A 17,839-nucleotide genomic window follows, 5' to 3' on the forward strand; every position below is an offset into this window, starting at 1 on the left:
CGGGCTACCAGCTGGCCGGCGGCTGCTGTGCCGTGGACTGCGGCAGTGCCATCACCGTCGACTTCGTGCTGCCCGGCGGGCGCCACCTGGGCGGCTACATCCTGCCCGGGCTGCGGCTGATGAAGGAGAGCCTCAAGCTCGGCACCCGCAACGTGGCCATCGACCCGGACAGCGAGGCCGAGGAACTGCTGGAGCCCGGCAGGCGCACCGTCGAGGCGGTCAACCACGGCATCTACATGGCGGCGGTGAGCGCGGTCAATCGCATCTACAGCGAGGTGTGTGACCAGCAGGGCGTGGCGTTGCCGATGATGCTGACCGGCGGTGACGCCCGGGTGGTGTCGCGGGGCATCCAGGTGCCCCATGCGGTGTGGCCGGACATGGTCTACGGGGGGCTGGAGGCCTGCTTCCCGCTGACCGCGGCCGAGCGGGCGGGACGCATGTCCGGGGCGCCCCGCGTGCCCTCGCCGGTGGCACTGGAAAAGATACGCGCCGCGCTTGCATTCTCCATGCTGCTTTGACACAATACGCCGCGTTCCGGAGAGATGCGGCCGACGGGCTCGGCGCGGCTGGTCAAGAGGCAGAGAAAACAGGCACTTGACACCGGAAGCAGAGGCGGTAGAATGCATCGCCAGCTGGAGGGGTTCCCGAGTGGCCAAAGGGAGCAGACTGTAAATCTGCCGCGAAAGCTTCGAAGGTTCGAATCCTTCCCCCTCCACCAGGATCAGCCACACCCGATGCGTCGAGTGATGGCAAGCAAGAGTGGGTCGGCGGGCATAGTTCAATGGTAGAACCTCAGCCTTCCAAGCTGATGATGCGGGTTCGATCCCCGCTGCCCGCTCCAGGTATCGAGTTGTGGTACCACAAGGTTGCGCTCATGTAGCTCAGGGGTAGAGCACACCCTTGGTAAGGGTGAGGTCGACGGTTCAAATCCGTCCATGAGCTCCATATCGAGAAGGCGAGCCTCGGCTCGCCTTTTCTTTTTCTTCCCGGTGCGGGTCTCGCGCAGGGAAGGGGTTGCCAGGAGAAGCGGCTTTCGCTATCATGGCGCCCGCTGTCGTACAGGCCGCCTGCAAAGGGTGGTCGCGGAAGCAGATACAGGCCAGTAGCTCAATTGGCAGAGCAGCGGTCTCCAAAACCGCAGGTTGGGGGTTCGATTCCCTCCTGGCCTGCCAGTCTTCCCCAGGCTGGCGAGATCTCATATACTTTCATGTTTCGATTGCCGCACCCTGAGGAGTCTCGTTTTCATGAAGCATAACGCCGAGGTGCAGGAGTCGCGCCACGACGGGCTCAAGTGGGCGGTTGTCGTCACTCTGCTGGTCCTTGCCGTGGTCGGCAATACCTATTTCGCCGACCAGGCGCTTCTCTATCGTGTGCTCGGTGTCGTCGTGCTCAGCGTGGCAGCGGCACTGGTGGCGCTGACCACGACCAAGGGTCGTGATCTGGTCGAGCTCGCCAGGAGTGCGAAGAAGGAGATCCAGCGTGTCGTCTGGCCGACCCGGCCCGAGACCGTTCAGACCACCGCCATCGTGCTGGTGGCCGTGCTGGTGGTCGGACTGATGCTCTGGCTGATCGACACCCTTCTTGGCTGGGCGATGTCCGGCGTCATCGGTTAGGAGTTTTCATGTCCAAGCGTTGGTATGTCGTCCACGCCTACTCCGGCTTCGAGAAGCATGTCATGCGCTCGCTCATCGAGCGCGTGAAGATGCACGGGATGGAGGATCGCTTCGGCGAGATCCTGGTGCCGACCGAAGAGGTCGTCGAGGTGCGCGACGGCAAGCGTCGCAAGAGCGAGCGCAAGTTCTATCCCGGCTATGTGCTGGTCGAGATGGAGATGGATGACGAGACCTGGCACCTGGTCAACGAGACCCCGCGCGTCATGGGGTTCATCGGCGGCACCAAGGAGAAGCCGGCCCCGATCACCCGCAAGGAGGCCGATGCCATCCTCAGTCGGGTCAAGGACGGCACCGACAAGCCGAAGCCCAAGACGCTCTTCGAGCCGGGCCAGTCGGTGCGCGTCATCGACGGACCCTTCGCCGACTTCAACGGGGTCGTCGAGGAGGTCAACTACGACAAGAGCCGAGTGCAGGTCAGCGTGCTGATCTTCGGCCGCTCCACGCCCGTCGAGCTGGAGTTTGCCCAGGTCGAGAAGGAATAGCCTTCCAGGCCTGCCTGTTTCGAGGCGGCCACCTGCGGGTGGCTGCGTAACCCGGGGAGCCGCAAGGCGCTACTACCCAACTGGAGTCCATCATGGCCAAGAAAGTACAGGCTTACATCAAGCTGCAGGTCGCAGCTGGCAAGGCCAACCCGAGTCCCCCCGTGGGCCCTGCGCTGGGCCAGCACGGCGTCAACATCATGGAGTTCTGCAAGGCGTTCAACGCCGCGACCCAGGACATCGAGCCGGGCCTGCCGACCCCCGTGGTCATCACCGTCTACTCCGACCGCAGCTTCACCTTCATCACCAAGACCCCGCCCGCCGCGGTCCTGCTGAAGAAGGCGGCCGGCATCAAGTCCGGCTCCGGCGAGCCGAACAAGACCAAGGTCGGCACCGTGACCCGCGAGCAGCTCGAGGAGATCGCCAAGACCAAGGAGCCCGACCTGACGGCTGCCGATCTCGACGCCGCGGTGCGTACCATTGCCGGTAGTGCCCGCAGCATGGGCCTGAACGTGGAGGGTCTCTGATCATGGCCAAGCTTACCAAGCGTGCACAGCAGATTCGCGAGAAGGTCGACGCCAACCGGACCTACTCCCTCGACGAGGCCGTGGCCCTGCTCTCCGAGCTGTCCACCGTCAAGTTCAAGGAATCCCTGGACGTCGCCATCAACCTGGGCGTCGACCCGCGCAAGTCCGACCAGGTCGTGCGTGGCGCCACCGTCATGCCCAACGGTACGGGCAAGGACGTGCGTGTCGCGGTCTTTACCCAGGGTGCCAACGTCGATGCCGCCAAGGAAGCCGGTGCCGACATCGTCGGCATGGACGACCTGGCCGAGCAGGTCAAGAAGGGCCAGCTGGACTTCGACGTGGTCATTGCCTCGCCGGACGCCATGCGCGTCGTCGGCCAGCTGGGCCAGATCCTCGGTCCGCGCGGCCTGATGCCGAACCCCAAGGTCGGTACCGTCACCCCGGACGTCGCCACCGCCGTCAAGAACGCCAAGGCCGGCCAGGTGCGCTTCCGGACCGACAAGAACGGCATCATCCATACCACCCTTGGCAAGGTCGACTTCGATGCGTCCGCCATCCAGGGCAACCTGGAGGCGCTGGTCGCCGACCTGAAGAAGCTCAAGCCGAGCACCTCCAAGGGCATCTATCTCAAGAAGGTCACCCTGTCTACCACCATGGGCCCGGGGCTGACCATCGATCATTCCGCCCTGGCCTGATCGGGCGGCGATCGAGACGATTGCAGGAACTTTGCGGTCCCCGTGCCGGGCTATCCTCGCCGGCGGGGCATCGTCAAAGACCGCAGGTGCCGCGCTTCCAGCGAGCGCGGCTTAATCTTCCCCCGGGAAGGCCTGCGCAGATGGTGTGGCCGCCAGATCTCTGGTGAGCACCATCACCCAGGACTCCCGACCTCCGGTCGGGAGAGATGGTAACCACCGGAATCCTCTCGCGAGGTTCCGGCACGAAGGAGTGATCACTGTGCCACTAGCACTCGAAGGCAAGAAGGCAATCGTTGCCGAGGTCAGTGAAGCGGCCAAGGATGCGCTCTCCGTCGTAGTTGCCGACTCTCGTGGCGTCGCGGTCAGCGCGATGACCGACCTGCGCAAGCAGGCCCGCGAGAATGGCGTGCAGATCCGTGTTGTCCGCAACACCCTGGCACGCCGCGCCCTGTCCGGAACTCCCTGGGAGATTCTGGACGAGACCTTCTCCGGTCCGACCATGCTGGCCTTCTCCTACGAGCACCCGGGCGCCGCCGCCCGTCTGTTCAAGGAGTTCGCCAAGGGTCAGAAGGAGTTCGAGGTCAAGGCGCTGGCCTACGAAGGTGAGCTGATCCCGGCAAGCGACATCGACCGTCTGGCAACCCTGCCGACCTACGATGAGGCGATCGCCAAGCTGATGTCCGTCATGAAGGAAGCTTCTGCCGGCAAGCTGGTCCGTACCCTCGCGGCACTGCGCGACCAGAAGCAGGGAGAGGCCGCCTGAACGGCGAACTCTCGCGCTCAGCCCGAATCGAACATTGAATCCCCGAGCCATCGCGATGCCGAGGCTCCCGCAAAGTTAGGAATCTAGACAATGGCACTGACCAAAGAAGACATCATCAACGCCGTCGCAGACATGTCCGTCATGGAAGTGGCCGAGCTGATCGAGGCCATGGAAGAGAAGTTCGGTGTCTCTGCTGCCGCTGCCGTCGTGGCCGGCCCGGGTGGCGGTGAAGCCGCTGCCGAGGAAGAGCAGACCGAGTTCGACGTCGTGCTGACCTCTGCCGGCGACAAGAAGGTCAACGTGATCAAGGCGGTCCGCGAGATCACCGGCCTGGGCCTCAAGGAAGCCAAGGGTGCCGTCGACGGCGCGCCGGCGACCATCAAGGAAGGCCTGTCCAAGGACGACGCCGAAGAGGCAAAGAAGAAGCTGGAAGACGCCGGCGCGAGCGTGGAGCTCAAGTAACCCTTGTGCCCATGGCTTCACGCGCTGCGTAAGCTTCCACGGCTGGTGGCGGGACACCCGCTGCCGGCCTTTTTCTGTTGTCACTAGCCGGTCGCCTTCGGGCCACCGCTAGCCGAATTCCGACGGCGAGCCTCCTGGTGGAGGCTTGCCGTCAGCGCCTGACGGAGCCGTACCCGTCGGGTGACGCCGACACGCATCGGTCACCCATGGTGAACAAGCTGGGGAATACAGATGGCTTACTCATACACTGAGAAAAAACGCATCCGCAAGGATTTCGGCAAACTGCCCCAAGTGATGGATGTGCCCTACCTGCTGGCCATCCAGCTTGATTCCTACTACGAGTTTCTCCAGCAGGATCGCTCACCCGAAGAACGCCTGGAAATCGGCCTGCACGCCGCCTTCAAGTCGGTCTTCCCGATCGCGAGCTTCTCCGGCAACGCTGCCCTGGAGTATGTCAGCTACCGTTTCGGCACTCCGGCCTTCGACGTCAAGGAGTGCCAACTGCGTGGCGTCACCTATTCGGCCCCCCTGCGCGTCAAGGTCCGCCTGATCATCTACGACAAGGATTCGTCCAACAAGGCGATCAAGGACATCAAGGAGCAGGAAGTCTACATGGGGGAGATCCCCCTGATGACCGAGAACGGTACCTTCGTCATCAATGGTACCGAGCGCGTCATCGTCTCCCAGCTGCACCGCTCGCCCGGCGTGTTCTTCGACCACGACAAGGGCAAGAGCCACTCCTCCGGCAAGCTGCTCTATTCTGCCCGGGTGATCCCCTACCGCGGCTCCTGGCTCGACTTCGAGTTCGATCCCAAGGACAGTGTCTTCGTGCGCATCGACCGTCGCCGCAAGCTGCCGGCCACGGTGCTGCTGCGCGCCCTGGGCATGAGCGCCGAGGAGATCCTCGATAACTTCTTCGAGCTCAGCACCTTCCATATCGAGAAGTCCGGCTTCTCCGTGGAGCTGGTGCCGTCGCGCCTGCGCGGCGAGACCGCCACCTTCGACATCAAGGATGGCGACGGCAACGTCATCGTCGAGGAAGGTCGCCGGATCACCCAGAAGCACATCCGCCAGCTGGAAAAGGCTGGTCTCGAGCGCCTCGACGTGCCGATGGACTACCTGTTCGGCAAGACCCTGGCCAAGGATCAGGTCGATCCCAACACCGGCGAGCTGATCTGCCCCTGCAATACCGAGATCACGCCCGAGCTGCTGGAGAAGATCGGCCAGGCGGGCATCACCACCCTCGAGACGCTCTATACCAACGACCTCGACTGTGGCCCCTTCATCTCCGACACCCTCAAGCTGGACACCACCGGGTCCCGCCTCGAGGCGCTGGTCGAGATCTACCGCATGATGCGCCCCGGCGAGCCCCCCACCAAGGAGGCCGCCGAGACGCTGTTCAACAACCTGTTCTTCAGCGAGGACCGCTACGACCTGTCGGGCGTGGGTCGCATGAAGTTCAACCGCCGCCTGCGTCGCGACAGCGACACCGGCTCCGGTGTCCTCGACCAGCAGGACATCCTCGACGTGCTGCGCGAGATGATCGCGATCCGCAACGGCTTCGGTGACGTCGACGACATCGACCACCTGGGCAACCGTCGCATCCGCTGCGTCGGCGAGATGGCCGAGAACCAGTTCCGTGTGGGCCTGGTGCGCGTCGAGCGTGCGGTCAAGGAGCGCCTCTCCATGGCCGAGAGCGAAGGCCTGATGCCCCAGGACCTGATCAATGCCAAGCCGGTGGCGGCGGCGGTCAAGGAGTTCTTCGGTTCCAGCCAGCTCTCGCAGTTCATGGACCAGAACAACCCGCTCTCCGAGGTCACCCACAAGCGCCGCGTCTCCGCGCTCGGCCCGGGCGGCCTGACCCGCGAGCGGGCCGGCTTCGAGGTGCGTGACGTCCACGCCACCCACTACGGCCGCCTGTGTCCGATCGAGACCCCGGAAGGCCCGAACATCGGCCTGATCAACTCCCTGGCCACCTACAGCCACACCAACAGCTACGGCTTCCTCGAGACGCCGTACCGCAAGGTCGTGGATGCCCAGGTGACCGACGACGTGGTGCACCTCTCGGCCATCGAGGAGGGTGACTTCGTCATCGCCCAGGCCTCCGCCACCGTGGACGAGTCCGGCAAGCTGGTCGACGACCTGGTGCAGGTCCGCCACCGTGGCGAGACTACCTTCATGCGTCCCGAGCAGGTCACGCTGATGGATGTGTCGCCACGCCAGGTGGTCTCCGTGGCCGCGGCGCTGATCCCCTTCCTCGAGCACGACGATGCCAACCGCGCCCTGATGGGGGCGAACATGCAGCGCCAGGCCGTGCCGACCCTGCGTGCCGACAAGCCGCTGGTGGGCACCGGCATGGAGCGCTTCGTGGCGCGCGACTCCGGCGTCTGCGAGGTGGCCCGTCGCGGCGGGGTAATCGACTCGGTCGACGCCAAGCGCATCGTGGTGCGGGTCAGCGAGGACGAGATCATCGGCGGCGAGGCCGGCGTCGATATCTACAACCTGACCAAGTACCTGCGCTCCAACCAGAACACCTGCATGAACCAGTGCCCCATCGTGCGCCCCGGTGACCAGGTGAGCCGCGGTGACATCCTGGCCGACGGTCCCTCCGTGGACATGGGCGACCTGGCCCTGGGCCAGAACATGCGCATCGCCTTCATGCCGTGGAACGGCTACAACTTCGAGGACTCCATCCTGCTCTCCGAGCGGACGGTCCAGGAAGATCGCTTCACCACCATCCACATCCAGGAGCTGACCTGCGTCTCCCGTGACACCAAGCTGGGGCCGGAGGAGATCACCTCCGACATCCCCAACGTCGGCGAGTCGGCGCTGGGCAAGCTGGACGAGGCCGGGGTGGTCTATATCGGCGCCGAGGTCAGCGCGGGCGACATCCTGGTGGGCAAGGTGACGCCCAAGGGCGAGACCCAGCTGACCCCGGAAGAGAAGCTGCTGCGGGCGATCTTCGGCGAGAAGGCGTCCGACGTGAAGGACACCTCGCTGCGCGCCCCCACCGGCATCACCGGGACCGTCATCGACGTCCAGGTGTTCACCCGCGATGGCGTGGAGAAGGATTCCCGGGCGCTCTCCATCGAGCAGATGCAGCTCGACGAGGTGCGCAAGGACCTCCAGGAGACCTACCGCATCGCCGAGGATGCCACCTTCGAGCGCCTCAAGCGCACCCTCTCCGGCCAGGTCGTCAACGGTGGTCCCAAGCTGAAGAAGGGCGACGTGCTCTCCGACAGCTACCTCGAGGAGCTGCCTCGCCAGCAGTGGTTCAAGCTGCGCCTGCAGGACGAGACCTTCAACGAGCTGCTCGCCCAGGCCGACGAGCAGCTGGAGAACCGTCGCAAGGAGATGGACGAGCGCTTCGAGGACAAGAAGCGCAAGCTCACCCAGGGTGACGACCTGGCGCCGGGCGTGCTGAAGATCGTCAAGGTCTACCTGGCAATCAAGCGCCGCCTGCAGCCGGGCGACAAGATGGCCGGCCGTCACGGCAACAAGGGTGTCATCTCGGCGATCATGCCCATCGAGGACATGCCCTTCGACGACCAGGGCGAGCCCATCGACGTGGTGCTCAACCCGCTGGGCGTGCCCTCGCGGATGAACGTGGGGCAGATCCTCGAGACCCACCTGGGCATGGCGGCCCGCGGCCTCGGGGTCAAGATCGAGGGGATGCTGCGCGACGCCCGCGAGCAGCAGGTGGCCGAGATCCGCGACTTCCTGGGGCAGGTCTACAACACCACCCAGGGGACCCGTGTCGAGGACCTCGACTCGCTCTCCGACGAGGAGGTGATCGCCCTGGCGAAGAACCTCAAGGGCGGCGTGCCGATGTCCACGCCGGTGTTCGACGGTGCCCAGGAGCACGAGATCAAGCACCTGCTGCGCCTCGCCGACCTGCCGGACTCGGGTCAGATGACGCTCTACGACGGCCGTACCGGCGATGCCTTCGACCGCCCGGTGACCGTGGGCTACATGTACATGCTCAAGCTCAACCACCTGGTGGATGACAAGATGCATGCGCGCTCCACCGGCTCCTACTCCCTGGTCACCCAGCAGCCGTTGGGTGGCAAGGCGCAGTTCGGTGGCCAGCGCTTCGGCGAGATGGAGGTCTGGGCCCTGGAGGCCTACGGCGCGGCCTACACGCTCCAGGAGATGCTCACCGTCAAGTCCGACGACGTGGAGGGTCGCACCAAGATGTACAAGAGCATCGTGGACGGCGACCACACCATGCAGGCGGGCATGCCGGAATCCTTCAACGTGCTGGTGAAGGAAATCCGCTCGCTGGGCATCGATATCGAGCTGGAAAGCTGAGGCTGCACCGCCTGCGCTTCACAGAATGACGGTCCGCGGGGGTGGCAACGCCCCCGCCCATGACAACTCCGCAACGGAGCCGACCCCATGAAAGATTTGGTGAAAGTCCTCAAATCGCAGTCTCAGTCCGACGAGTTCGACGCGATCAAGATCACGCTGGCGTCGCCGGACATGATTCGCTCCTGGTCCTACGGCGAGGTCAAGAAGCCGGAGACCATCAACTACCGCACCTTCAAGCCGGAGCGCGACGGCCTGTTCTGTGCCAAGATCTTCGGCCCGGTGAAGGACTACGAGTGCCTGTGCGGCAAGTACAAGCGCATGAAGCACCGCGGCATCATCTGCGAGAAGTGCGGCGTCGAGGTCACCAAGGCGGCGGTGCGCCGCGAGCGCATGGGCCACATCGAGCTGGCAAGCCCCGTCGCCCACATCTGGTTCCTCAAGTCGCTGCCGTCGCGCATCGGCATGTTCCTGGACATGACCCTGCGCGACATCGAGCGCGTGCTCTACTTCGAGAGCTTCATGGTCATCGATCCGGGCATGACCACCCTCGAGCGCGGCCAGCTGCTCAATGACGAGCAGTACTTCGAGGCCCTCGAGGAGTTCGGTGACGACTTCGATGCCCGCATGGGGGCCGAGGCCGTCCAGGCGCTGCTCAAGGACATCGATCTGGGCGAGGAGATCGACCGCCTGCGCGAGGAGATCCCGCAGACCAACTCCGAAACCAAGATCAAGAAGCTCTCCAAGCGCCTCAAGCTGCTGGAGGCCTTCCAGGGCTCGGGCAACGACCCGGCGTGGATGGTCATGGAGGTGCTGCCGGTGCTGCCGCCAGACCTGCGCCCGCTGGTGCCGCTGGACGGTGGCCGCTTCGCGACCTCGGACCTCAACGACCTCTACCGTCGCGTCATCAACCGCAACAACCGCTTGAAGCGGCTGCTCGACCTCAATGCGCCCGATATCATCGTGCGCAACGAGAAGCGCATGCTGCAGGAGTCGGTGGACGCGCTGCTGGACAACGGCCGCCGCGGCCGGGCCATCACCGGCTCCAACAAGCGACCGCTGAAGTCCCTGGCCGACATGATCAAGGGCAAGCAGGGCCGCTTCCGCCAGAACCTGCTGGGCAAGCGCGTCGACTACTCCGGCCGCTCGGTGATCACCGTGGGCCCGACCCTGCGCCTGCACCAGTGCGGCCTGCCGAAGAAGATGGCGCTGGAGCTGTTCAAGCCGTTCATCTACTCCAAGCTGCAGTCGCTGGGCTACGCCTCCACCATCAAGGCGGCCAAGAAGATGGTCGAGCGCGAGCTGCCCGAGGTATGGGACATCCTCGCGGACGTCATCCGCGAGCATCCCGTGCTGCTCAACCGCGCTCCGACCCTGCACCGCCTCGGCATCCAGGCCTTCGAGCCGCTGCTGATCGAGGGCAAGGCGATCCAGCTGCACCCGCTGGTGTGTGCCGCCTACAACGCCGACTTCGACGGTGACCAGATGGCGGTGCACGTGCCGCTGACCCTGGAAGCCCAGCTCGAGGCCCGCGCGCTGATGATGGCCACCAACAACGTGCTGTCACCCGCCAACGGCGAGCCGATCATCGTGCCCTCCCAGGACGTGGTGCTGGGGCTGTACTACATGACCCGCGAGCGCATCAACGACAAGGGCGAGGGCATGGTGTTCTCCGGCCTCGACGAGGTGGAGCGCGCCTTCGGCACCCAGAGCGTGTCGATGCATGCCCGCGTCAAGGTGCGCCTCGACGAGGTGGACATCGACGAGGAGAGCGGCGAGAAGACCCACCATCGGCGCATTTACGACACCACCGTGGGCCGGGCGCTGCTGTTCCGCATCCTGCCCGAGGGCGTGCCCTTCGAGCTGGTCGACCAGCCGATGAAGAAGAAGGCGATCTCGAAGCTGATCAACGAGGTCTATCGCCGCGCCGGCCTCAAGCCGACGGTGATCTTCGCCGACCAGCTGATGTACACCGGCTTCCGCCTGGCCACCTGGTCCGGCGCCTCCATCGGCGTCAACGACTTCGTCATCCCGGACGCCAAGGCCGAGATCGTCGAGGCCGCCGAGGACGAGGTGAAGGAGATCGAGGACCAGTTCTCCTCTGGTCTCGTCACCGCCGGCGAGAAGTACAACAAGGTCATCGACATCTGGGCCCGGGCCAACGACCAGGTCGCCAAGGCGATGATGGCCGGGATCTCCAAGGAGACCGTGGTGGATCGCGACGGCAAGGAGGTCGAGCAGGACTCCTTCAACAGCGTCTTCATCATGGCCGACTCGGGTGCCCGGGGTAGCGCCGCCCAGATCCGCCAGCTGGCGGGCATGCGCGGCCTGATGGCCAAGCCGGACGGCTCGATCATCGAGACCCCGATCGTCGCCAACTTCCGCGAGGGCCTCAACGTCCTCCAGTACTTCATCTCGACCCACGGTGCGCGGAAGGGCCTGGCGGACACCGCCCTCAAGACCGCCAACTCCGGTTACCTGACCCGCCGCCTGGTCGACGTGGCCCAGGACATGGTGATCACCGAGCCCGACTGCGGCACCGAGCGCGGCCTGACGCTGCACCCGGTCATCGAGGGCGGCGACATCATCGTCTCCCTGGCCCAGCGCGTGCTGGGGCGCGTGGTCGCCCAGGACGTCATCGACCCCGCCAGCGACGAGGTGCTGATCCCGCGCGGCACCCTGCTCGACGAGAAGTGGTGCGCCGAGCTCGACACCATGGGCGTCGACGAGATCGTGGTGCGCTCGACCATCACCTGCGAGACCCCACACGGCGTCTGCTCGGCCTGTTACGGCCGTGACCTGGCGCGTGGCCACCAGGTGAACATCGGCGAGTCCGTGGGCGTCATCGCCGCCCAGTCCATCGGCGAGCCGGGCACCCAGCTGACCATGCGGACCTTCCACATCGGCGGCGCGGCCTCTCGGGCCTCCGCGGTGGACAGCGTCCAGGTCAAGCACGGCGGCAAGGTGCGCCTGCACAACATCAAGCACGTCGAGCGCGCCGACGGCAAGCTGGTGGTGGTGTCCCGCTCCAGCGCCCTGGCCGTGGCCGACGATCATGGCCGCGAGCGCGAGTACTACAAGCTGCCCTACGGGGCCGAGCTGGACGTGCGCGACGGCGACAGCGTCGAGGCCGGCCAGGCCGTGGCCAAGTGGGACCCGCACACCCACCCGATCATCGCCGAGGCCGAGGGTACCGTGCAGTACGCCGACCTCGACGAGGGCGTCACCATGCACCGCAGCGTGGACGAGATGACCGGCCTCTCCTCCATCGAGGTGATCGAGTCGGCGGCGCGGCCCATGGCCGGCCGCGACAAGCGCCCGATGATCATGCTGACCGACGCCGCCGGCAAGCCGGTCACCGTCTCCGGCTCCGACACCCCGGTGCAGTACCCGCTGCCCGGCAAGGCGATCATCACCGTCGACAACGGCTCGACGATCGGCGTCGGCGAGGTGGTGGCCCGTATCCCCGTGGAAGCCACCGGCAACAAGGACATCACTGGGGGTCTGCCGCGCGTCGCCGACCTGTTCGAGGCGCGCAAGCCGAAGGAACCGGCGATACTGGCCGAGATCAGCGGCGTGATCAGCTTCGGCAAGGAGACCAAGGGCAAGCGGCGCCTGACCATCACCCCGGAAGACGGCGACCCCTTCGAGATGCTGATCCCGAAGTGGCGCCAGATCGCGGTCTTCGAGGGGGAGTCGGTCGAGAAGGGCGAGGTGATCTCGGACGGCCCGAGCAACCCGCACGACATCCTGCGTCTGCTGGGCATCGCCGAGCTGGCCAAGTACATCACCACCGAGGTGCAGGACGTCTATCGCCTGCAGGGCGTGGGCATCAACGACAAGCACATCGAGGTGATCGTGCGTCAGATGCTGCGCAAGGTGGAGATCACCGATGCCGGCGACAGCGACTTCATCCCCGGCGACCAGGCCGAGCTGGTCCGCGTGCTCGAGCAGAACGCGCGCCTGGAGAAGGAAGAGAAGTTCCCGGCCAAGTACCAGCGACTGCTGCTGGGGATCACCAAGGCCAGCCTGGCCACCGAGTCGTTCATCTCCGCGGCCTCCTTCCAGGAGACCACGCGGGTGCTGACCGAGGCGGCGGTGACCGGCAAGCGCGACTACCTGCGTGGCCTGAAGGAGAACGTGGTGGTGGGACGTCTGATCCCGGCCGGTACCGGCCTGACCCATCACGCGGAGCGTCGCCGCAAGCGTGAAGACGCCGAGCGGCTGCTCCACCCGTCGGCCTACGACGTCGAGCAGGAGCTGGGCGCCCAGCTCACCGCGCTGGACTCGGACGACGACGAGATCTGACGCCCGCGTTGCGGCACCGCGCCTCCCCGGAGGCGCGGTGCTTGACGACGCGCCGCGTCAGCCATTAGAATGCGCAGCCTTTAACAGTGGGGTGGGTGCGCCCGCACCCGCTGGAAGGCAAGGCAACCCATTGGAGTCAGCTACACACCATGGCAACGATCAATCAGCTCGTGCGCAAGCCGCGCAAGCGCCAGGCCGCCAAGAGCGACGTGCCTGCGCTGCAGGCCTGCCCGCAGAAGCGCGGCGTCTGCACCCGCGTCTACACCACCACCCCGAAGAAGCCGAACTCCGCACTGCGCAAGGTGTGCCGTGTTCGCCTGACCAACGGCTACGAGGTCTCCTCGTACATCGGCGGTGAAGGGCACAACCTCCAGGAGCACTCCGTGGTCCTGATCCGCGGCGGTCGCGTCAAGGACCTTCCCGGTGTGCGCTATCACACCGTGCGTGGCGCCCTGGACACCTCCGGCGTGCAGAACCGCAAGCAGGGCCGTTCCAAGTACGGCACCAAGCGTCCCAAGGTCTGACCGGCCGCGGCACGCAGCAGTCACCCCATTTTGACCACGGTCTGATAAGAGTAAGGTCGAGCGCTGCCGCCGGCAGGAGTCTCGGGTTTACCTGAAGGATCCTTTGATGAGGGCTTATCATGCCTAGAAGAAGAGTTGCGGCCAAGCGCGAGATCCTCCCGGATCCCAAGTTCGGAAGCGAGCGCCTGGCGAAGTTCATGAACCACCTGATGATCGGCGGCAAGAAGTCCGTAGCTGAGCGTATCGTCTATGGTGCGCTGGACAGGGTTGCCGAGCGTAGCAAGGAAGAGCCGCTGGAGATCTTCGACAAGGCGCTGGAAGCCATCCAGCCCATGGTCGAGGTCAAGTCCCGCCGCGTCGGCGGTGCGACCTATCAGGTGCCCGTGGAAGTTCGCCCCTCGCGCCGCCATGCGCTGGCCATGCGCTGGCTGGTCGATGCGGCCCGTCGCCGTGGCGAGAAGACCATGGTGCTGCGCCTCGCCGGCGAGATGCTCGATGCCGCCGAAGGCAAGGGCTCGGCCGTCAAGAAGCGGGAAGACGTGCATCGCATGGCAGAGGCCAACAAGGCCTTCTCTCACTACCGCTTCTAAACGCATCGCCAACCACAGGGGAGTTCCATCGTGGCTCGCAAGACTCCACTAAAGCGCTATCGCAACATCGGCATCGTGGCGCACGTCGATGCCGGCAAGACCACCACCACCGAGCGCGTCCTGTTCTACACCGGCCTCTCCCACAAGGTCGGCGAGGTCCATGATGGCGCAGCCACCATGGACTGGATGGAGCAGGAGCAGGAGCGTGGTATCACCATCACCTCCGCGGCGACCACCTGCTTCTGGCAGGGCATGGACAAGCAGTTCGACGAGCACCGCATCAACATCATCGACACCCCGGGGCACGTCGACTTCACCATCGAGGTGGAGCGCTCCCTGCGCGTGCTCGACGGAGCCGTGGTCGTGCTGTGCGGCTCGTCCGGCGTGCAGCCCCAGACCGAGACCGTCTGGCGCCAGGCCAACAAGTACGAAGTCCCGCGCATGGTGTTCGTCAACAAGATGGACCGTACCGGCGCCGACTTCTTCATGGTCGTCGACCAGCTGAAGCAGAAGCTGGGTGCCAACGCCGTGCCGATCCAGATCAACTGGGGCACCGAGGAAGAGTTCAAGGGTGTCGTCGACCTGATCAGGATGAAGGCGATCCTGTGGGACGAGGACAGCCTCGGCATGAACTACGAGCTGGTGGACGTCCCCGCCGAACTCCAGGAGACCGCCGAGAAGTACCGCGAGGAGATGGTCGAGGCGGCCGCCGAGGCCTCCGAGGAGCTGATGGACAAGTACCTCGAGGAGGGCGAGCTCTCCATCGAGGAGATCAAGGCCGGCCTGCGTCGTCGTACCCTCGACAACGAGATCGTGCTGGTCACCTGTGGCTCGGCGTTCAAGAACAAGGGCGTCCAGGCGGTGCTGGACGGCGTCATCGAGTACATGCCGTCACCCACCGAGGTGAAGGCCATCGAGGGCGAGCTGGACGACAAGGACGGCACCATCGCCACCCGCGAGGCGGACGATAGCGCCCCCTTCTCCGCGCTGGCCTTCAAGATCGCCACCGACCCCTTCGTCGGCACCCTGACCTTCATCCGCGTCTACTCGGGCGTGCTGAAGTCGGGCGACAGCGTCTACAACTCCGTCAAGGAGAAGAAGGAGCGCGTCGGCCGTATCGTCCAGATGCACGCCAACTCCCGCGAGGAGATCAAGGAAGTGCTGGCCGGCGACATCGCCGCCTGCATCGGCCTGAAGGACGTCACCACCGGTGATACCCTGTGCGACCTGAACGACAAGATCGTGCTCGAGCGCATGGAGTTCCCGGATCCGGTGATCTCCGTGGCCGTGGAGCCGAAGTCCAAGGCCGACCAGGAGAAGATGGGCGTGGCGCTGGGCAAGCTGGCCCAGGAAGACCCCTCTTTCCAGGTGCGCACCGACGAGGAGACCGGCCAGACCATCATCTCCGGCATGGGCGAGCTGCACCTCGACATCCTCGTCGACCGCATGCGTCGCGAGTTCAAGGTCGATGCCAACATCGGCAAGCCGCAGGTGGCCTACCGCGAGACCATCCGCGCCAAGGTCGAGCAGGAAGGCAAGTTCGTTCGCCAGTCAGGCGGTCGCGGCCAGTACGGTCATGTGCACCTGCGCATCGAGCCGCTCACGGCTGAGGACAAGGGCGAAGACGAGGACATGCACTTCAAGTTCGCCTCGGAGATCGTTGGCGGCGTGGTTCCCAAGGAATACGTGCCGGCCGTCGAGAAAGGGGCCTACGAGCAGCTGCAGAACGGTGTCATCGCGGGCTACCCGATGATTGACGTCAAGGTCACGCTGTTCGACGGTTCCTACCATGACGTGGACTCTAACGAGACCGCGTTCAAGGTTGCCTCTTCCATGGCGGTCAAGGAAGGTGCCAAGAAGGCCAAGGCCGTGCTCCTCGAGCCGGTGATGAAGGTCGAGGTCGTGACCCCCGAGGAGTTCATGGGTGACGTCATGGGCGACCTGAACCGCCGTCGGGGTCTCGTCCAGGGCATGGATGACTCCTCCATGGGCAAGATCATCCGCGCCACGGTACCTCTGGCTGAGATGTTCGGTTACGCGACCGACCTGCGCTCTCAGACCCAGGGCCGCGCAAGCTACGTCATGGAGTTTGCGAACTACGAAGAGGCGCCGTCCAGCGTCGTTGAAGCCGTCATCAACCAGAACGGTTAACCGTTAGCTAACGTAAAGAGGTTATAGCAGTGGCTAAGGAAAAATTTGAACGTTCCAAACCGCACGTCAACGTCGGTACCATCGGTCACGTCGACCACGGCAAGACCACGCTGACTGCGGCCCTGACTCGCGTTTCCGCCGAGGTGTTCGGTGGCGACTGGAGCGAGTTCGACGCCATCGACAATGCGCCGGAAGAGCGTGAGCGCGGCATCACCATCGCCACCTCTCACGTCGAGTACCAGTCCGAGTCGCGTCACTACGCGCACGTGGACTGCCCGGGGCACGCCGACTACGTCAAGAACATGATCACCGGTGCCGCCCAGATGGACGGCGCCATCCTGGTCGTGTCCGCCGCCGACGGCCCCATGCCGCAGACCCGCGAGCACATCCTGCTGTCTCGCCAGGTCGGCGTGCCGTACATCGTCGTGTTCCTGAACAAGGCCGACATGGTCGACGACGAGGAGCTGCTCGAGCTGGTCGAGATGGAAGTCCGTGAACTCCTCGACGAGTACGACTTCCCGGGTGACGACACCCCGATCATCACCGGGTCCGCCCTGATGGCCCTGGAAGGCAAGGACGACAACGGCATGGGTACCACCGCCGTTGCCAACCTGATCAAGGCCCTGGACGAGTACATCCCGGAGCCGGAGCGTGCCATCGACCAGCCGTTCCTGATGCCGATCGAGGACGTGTTCTCCATCTCCGGCCGTGGCACCGTGGTCACCGGCCGCGTCGAGCGCGGCGTGGTCAAGGCCGGCGAGGAAGTCGAGATCGTCGGTATCAAGGACACCGTCAAGACCGTCGTGACCGGCGTCGAGATGTTCCGCAAGCTGCTCGACGAAGGTCGTGCCGGTGAGAACGTCGGCGCCCTGCTGCGCGGCACCAAGCGTGACGACGTCGAGCGTGGTCAGGTCCTGGCCAAGCCGGGTACCATCACCCCGCACACCAAGTTCGAGGCCGAGGTGTACGTGCTGTCCAAGGACGAGGGTGGTCGTCACACCCCGTTCTTCAAGGGCTACCGTCCGCAGTTCTACTTCCGTACCACCGACATCACCGGTACCTGTGAGCTGCCGGAAGGCGTCGAGATGGTCATGCCGGGCGACAACGTCAAGATGGTTGTCACCCTGATCGCCCCGATCGCCATGGATGACGGCCTGCGCTTCGCCATCCGTGAAGGTGGCCGTACCGTCGGCGCCGGCGTCGTGGCCAAGATCATCGAGTAAGCGCTTCGCTGCTTGACCGATCGAAGGGGGCTCCGCCAGGAGCCCCCTTTCTGCGCACCGGAAGCGAGTGTTTGACTCTCGTCGCCGGCGTGCCTATAATGCGCATCCTTTGAATGCGTGGGTTGACGGCTCGCGC

The 17,839-nt window shown here is 65.0% G+C and carries 13 protein-coding genes and 4 tRNA genes; all 17 read left to right on the forward strand.

All coding sequences use genetic code 11. The features are described from left to right. The coding region (locus tag SCI24_RS09500; protein WP_318725167.1) for a type III pantothenate kinase at positions 1 to 518 on the forward strand (518 nt) is incomplete at its 5' end. A 116-nt stretch (positions 519 to 634) separates the two neighbouring features. After that, positions 635 to 718: transfer RNA gene (locus tag SCI24_RS09505), tRNA-Tyr, on the forward strand. 49 nt (positions 719 to 767) lie between these two features. Continuing rightward, positions 768 to 841, forward strand: a tRNA-Gly gene (locus tag SCI24_RS09510). A 29-nt stretch (positions 842 to 870) separates the two neighbouring features. After that, positions 871 to 945: transfer RNA gene (locus tag SCI24_RS09515), tRNA-Thr, on the forward strand. Between the two features lie 151 nt (positions 946 to 1,096). Beyond that, positions 1,097 to 1,172 (forward strand) — tRNA-Trp (locus SCI24_RS09520). A 72-nt stretch (positions 1,173 to 1,244) separates the two neighbouring features. After that, positions 1,245 to 1,613 (forward strand): preprotein translocase subunit SecE, encoded by a 369-nt coding sequence (secE, locus tag SCI24_RS09525; RefSeq protein WP_133636922.1) that lies wholly within the window; start codon positions 1,245 to 1,247, stop codon positions 1,611 to 1,613. Between the two features lie 8 nt (positions 1,614 to 1,621). Next, positions 1,622 to 2,155 carry a transcription termination/antitermination protein NusG gene (nusG, locus tag SCI24_RS09530; protein ID WP_040183153.1) on the forward strand — a complete coding sequence of 178 codons (534 nt, stop codon included), beginning with the start codon at positions 1,622 to 1,624 and terminating at the stop codon, positions 2,153 to 2,155. A gap of 92 nt (positions 2,156 to 2,247) precedes the next feature. Continuing rightward, positions 2,248 to 2,679 carry a 50S ribosomal protein L11 gene (gene rplK / locus SCI24_RS09535; RefSeq protein WP_133484167.1) on the forward strand — a complete coding sequence of 144 codons (432 nt, stop codon included), beginning with the start codon at positions 2,248 to 2,250 and terminating at the stop codon, positions 2,677 to 2,679. 2 nt (positions 2,680 to 2,681) lie between these two features. Then, on the forward strand, positions 2,682 to 3,374 hold the full coding sequence (rplA, locus tag SCI24_RS09540) for a 50S ribosomal protein L1 (RefSeq protein ID WP_133636918.1): 693 nt from the start codon (positions 2,682 to 2,684) through the stop codon (positions 3,372 to 3,374). A gap of 259 nt (positions 3,375 to 3,633) precedes the next feature. After that, entirely contained in the window at positions 3,634 to 4,137 is a 504-nt protein-coding gene (gene rplJ / locus SCI24_RS09545) for a 50S ribosomal protein L10 (RefSeq protein ID WP_318725168.1), read from the forward strand. 90 nt (positions 4,138 to 4,227) lie between these two features. Then, the gene (gene rplL, locus SCI24_RS09550) at positions 4,228 to 4,599 is read left to right on the forward strand and encodes a 50S ribosomal protein L7/L12 (protein ID WP_089714430.1); all 372 of its coding nucleotides are present in this window, start codon (positions 4,228 to 4,230) and stop codon (positions 4,597 to 4,599) included. Positions 4,600 to 4,830: 231 nt separating this feature from the next. Next, positions 4,831 to 8,910 (forward strand): DNA-directed RNA polymerase subunit beta, encoded by a 4,080-nt coding sequence (gene rpoB, locus SCI24_RS09555; RefSeq protein ID WP_318725169.1) that lies wholly within the window; start codon positions 4,831 to 4,833, stop codon positions 8,908 to 8,910. An 87-nt stretch (positions 8,911 to 8,997) separates the two neighbouring features. Continuing rightward, a complete protein-coding gene (gene rpoC / locus SCI24_RS09560; RefSeq protein ID WP_318725170.1) occupies positions 8,998 to 13,215 on the forward strand; it encodes a DNA-directed RNA polymerase subunit beta' in 4,218 nt (1,405 codons plus the stop codon). 149 nt (positions 13,216 to 13,364) lie between these two features. Further along, a complete protein-coding gene (gene rpsL, locus SCI24_RS09565) occupies positions 13,365 to 13,739 on the forward strand; it encodes a 30S ribosomal protein S12 (RefSeq protein WP_071943783.1) in 375 nt (124 codons plus the stop codon). A gap of 119 nt (positions 13,740 to 13,858) precedes the next feature. Beyond that, positions 13,859 to 14,329 (forward strand): 30S ribosomal protein S7, encoded by a 471-nt coding sequence (gene rpsG / locus SCI24_RS09570; RefSeq protein WP_040183143.1) that lies wholly within the window; start codon positions 13,859 to 13,861, stop codon positions 14,327 to 14,329. Positions 14,330 to 14,359: 30 nt separating this feature from the next. After that, entirely contained in the window at positions 14,360 to 16,480 is a 2,121-nt protein-coding gene (fusA, locus tag SCI24_RS09575; RefSeq protein ID WP_318725171.1) for an elongation factor G, read from the forward strand. Between the two features lie 29 nt (positions 16,481 to 16,509). Continuing rightward, positions 16,510 to 17,703, forward strand: coding sequence for an elongation factor Tu (gene tuf, locus SCI24_RS09580; protein WP_250063410.1), 1,194 nt, complete (start codon positions 16,510 to 16,512; stop codon positions 17,701 to 17,703). Positions 17,704 to 17,839: the final 136 nt, after the last annotated feature.

Origin of the sequence: Halomonas sp. (assembly GCF_033549285.1) — a bacterium.
Taxonomy (GTDB): Bacteria; Pseudomonadota; Gammaproteobacteria; order Pseudomonadales; family Halomonadaceae; genus Halomonas.

What these genes read in the sequence shown, in the direction of transcription:
- secE (WP_133636922.1), top strand. Translation starts at nt 1,245, where the DNA reads ATGAAGCATAACGCCGAGGTGCAGGAGTCGCGCCACGACGGGCTCAAG.
- nusG (WP_040183153.1), top strand. Translation starts at nt 1,622, where the DNA reads ATGTCCAAGCGTTGGTATGTCGTCCACGCCTACTCCGGCTTCGAGAAG.
- rplK (WP_133484167.1), top strand. Translation starts at nt 2,248, where the DNA reads ATGGCCAAGAAAGTACAGGCTTACATCAAGCTGCAGGTCGCAGCTGGC.
- rplA (WP_133636918.1), top strand. Translation starts at nt 2,682, where the DNA reads ATGGCCAAGCTTACCAAGCGTGCACAGCAGATTCGCGAGAAGGTCGAC.
- rplL (WP_089714430.1), top strand. Translation starts at nt 4,228, where the DNA reads ATGGCACTGACCAAAGAAGACATCATCAACGCCGTCGCAGACATGTCC.
- rpoB (WP_318725169.1), top strand. Translation starts at nt 4,831, where the DNA reads ATGGCTTACTCATACACTGAGAAAAAACGCATCCGCAAGGATTTCGGC.
- rpoC (WP_318725170.1), top strand. Translation starts at nt 8,998, where the DNA reads ATGAAAGATTTGGTGAAAGTCCTCAAATCGCAGTCTCAGTCCGACGAG.
- rpsL (WP_071943783.1), top strand. Translation starts at nt 13,365, where the DNA reads ATGGCAACGATCAATCAGCTCGTGCGCAAGCCGCGCAAGCGCCAGGCC.
- rpsG (WP_040183143.1), top strand. Translation starts at nt 13,859, where the DNA reads ATGCCTAGAAGAAGAGTTGCGGCCAAGCGCGAGATCCTCCCGGATCCC.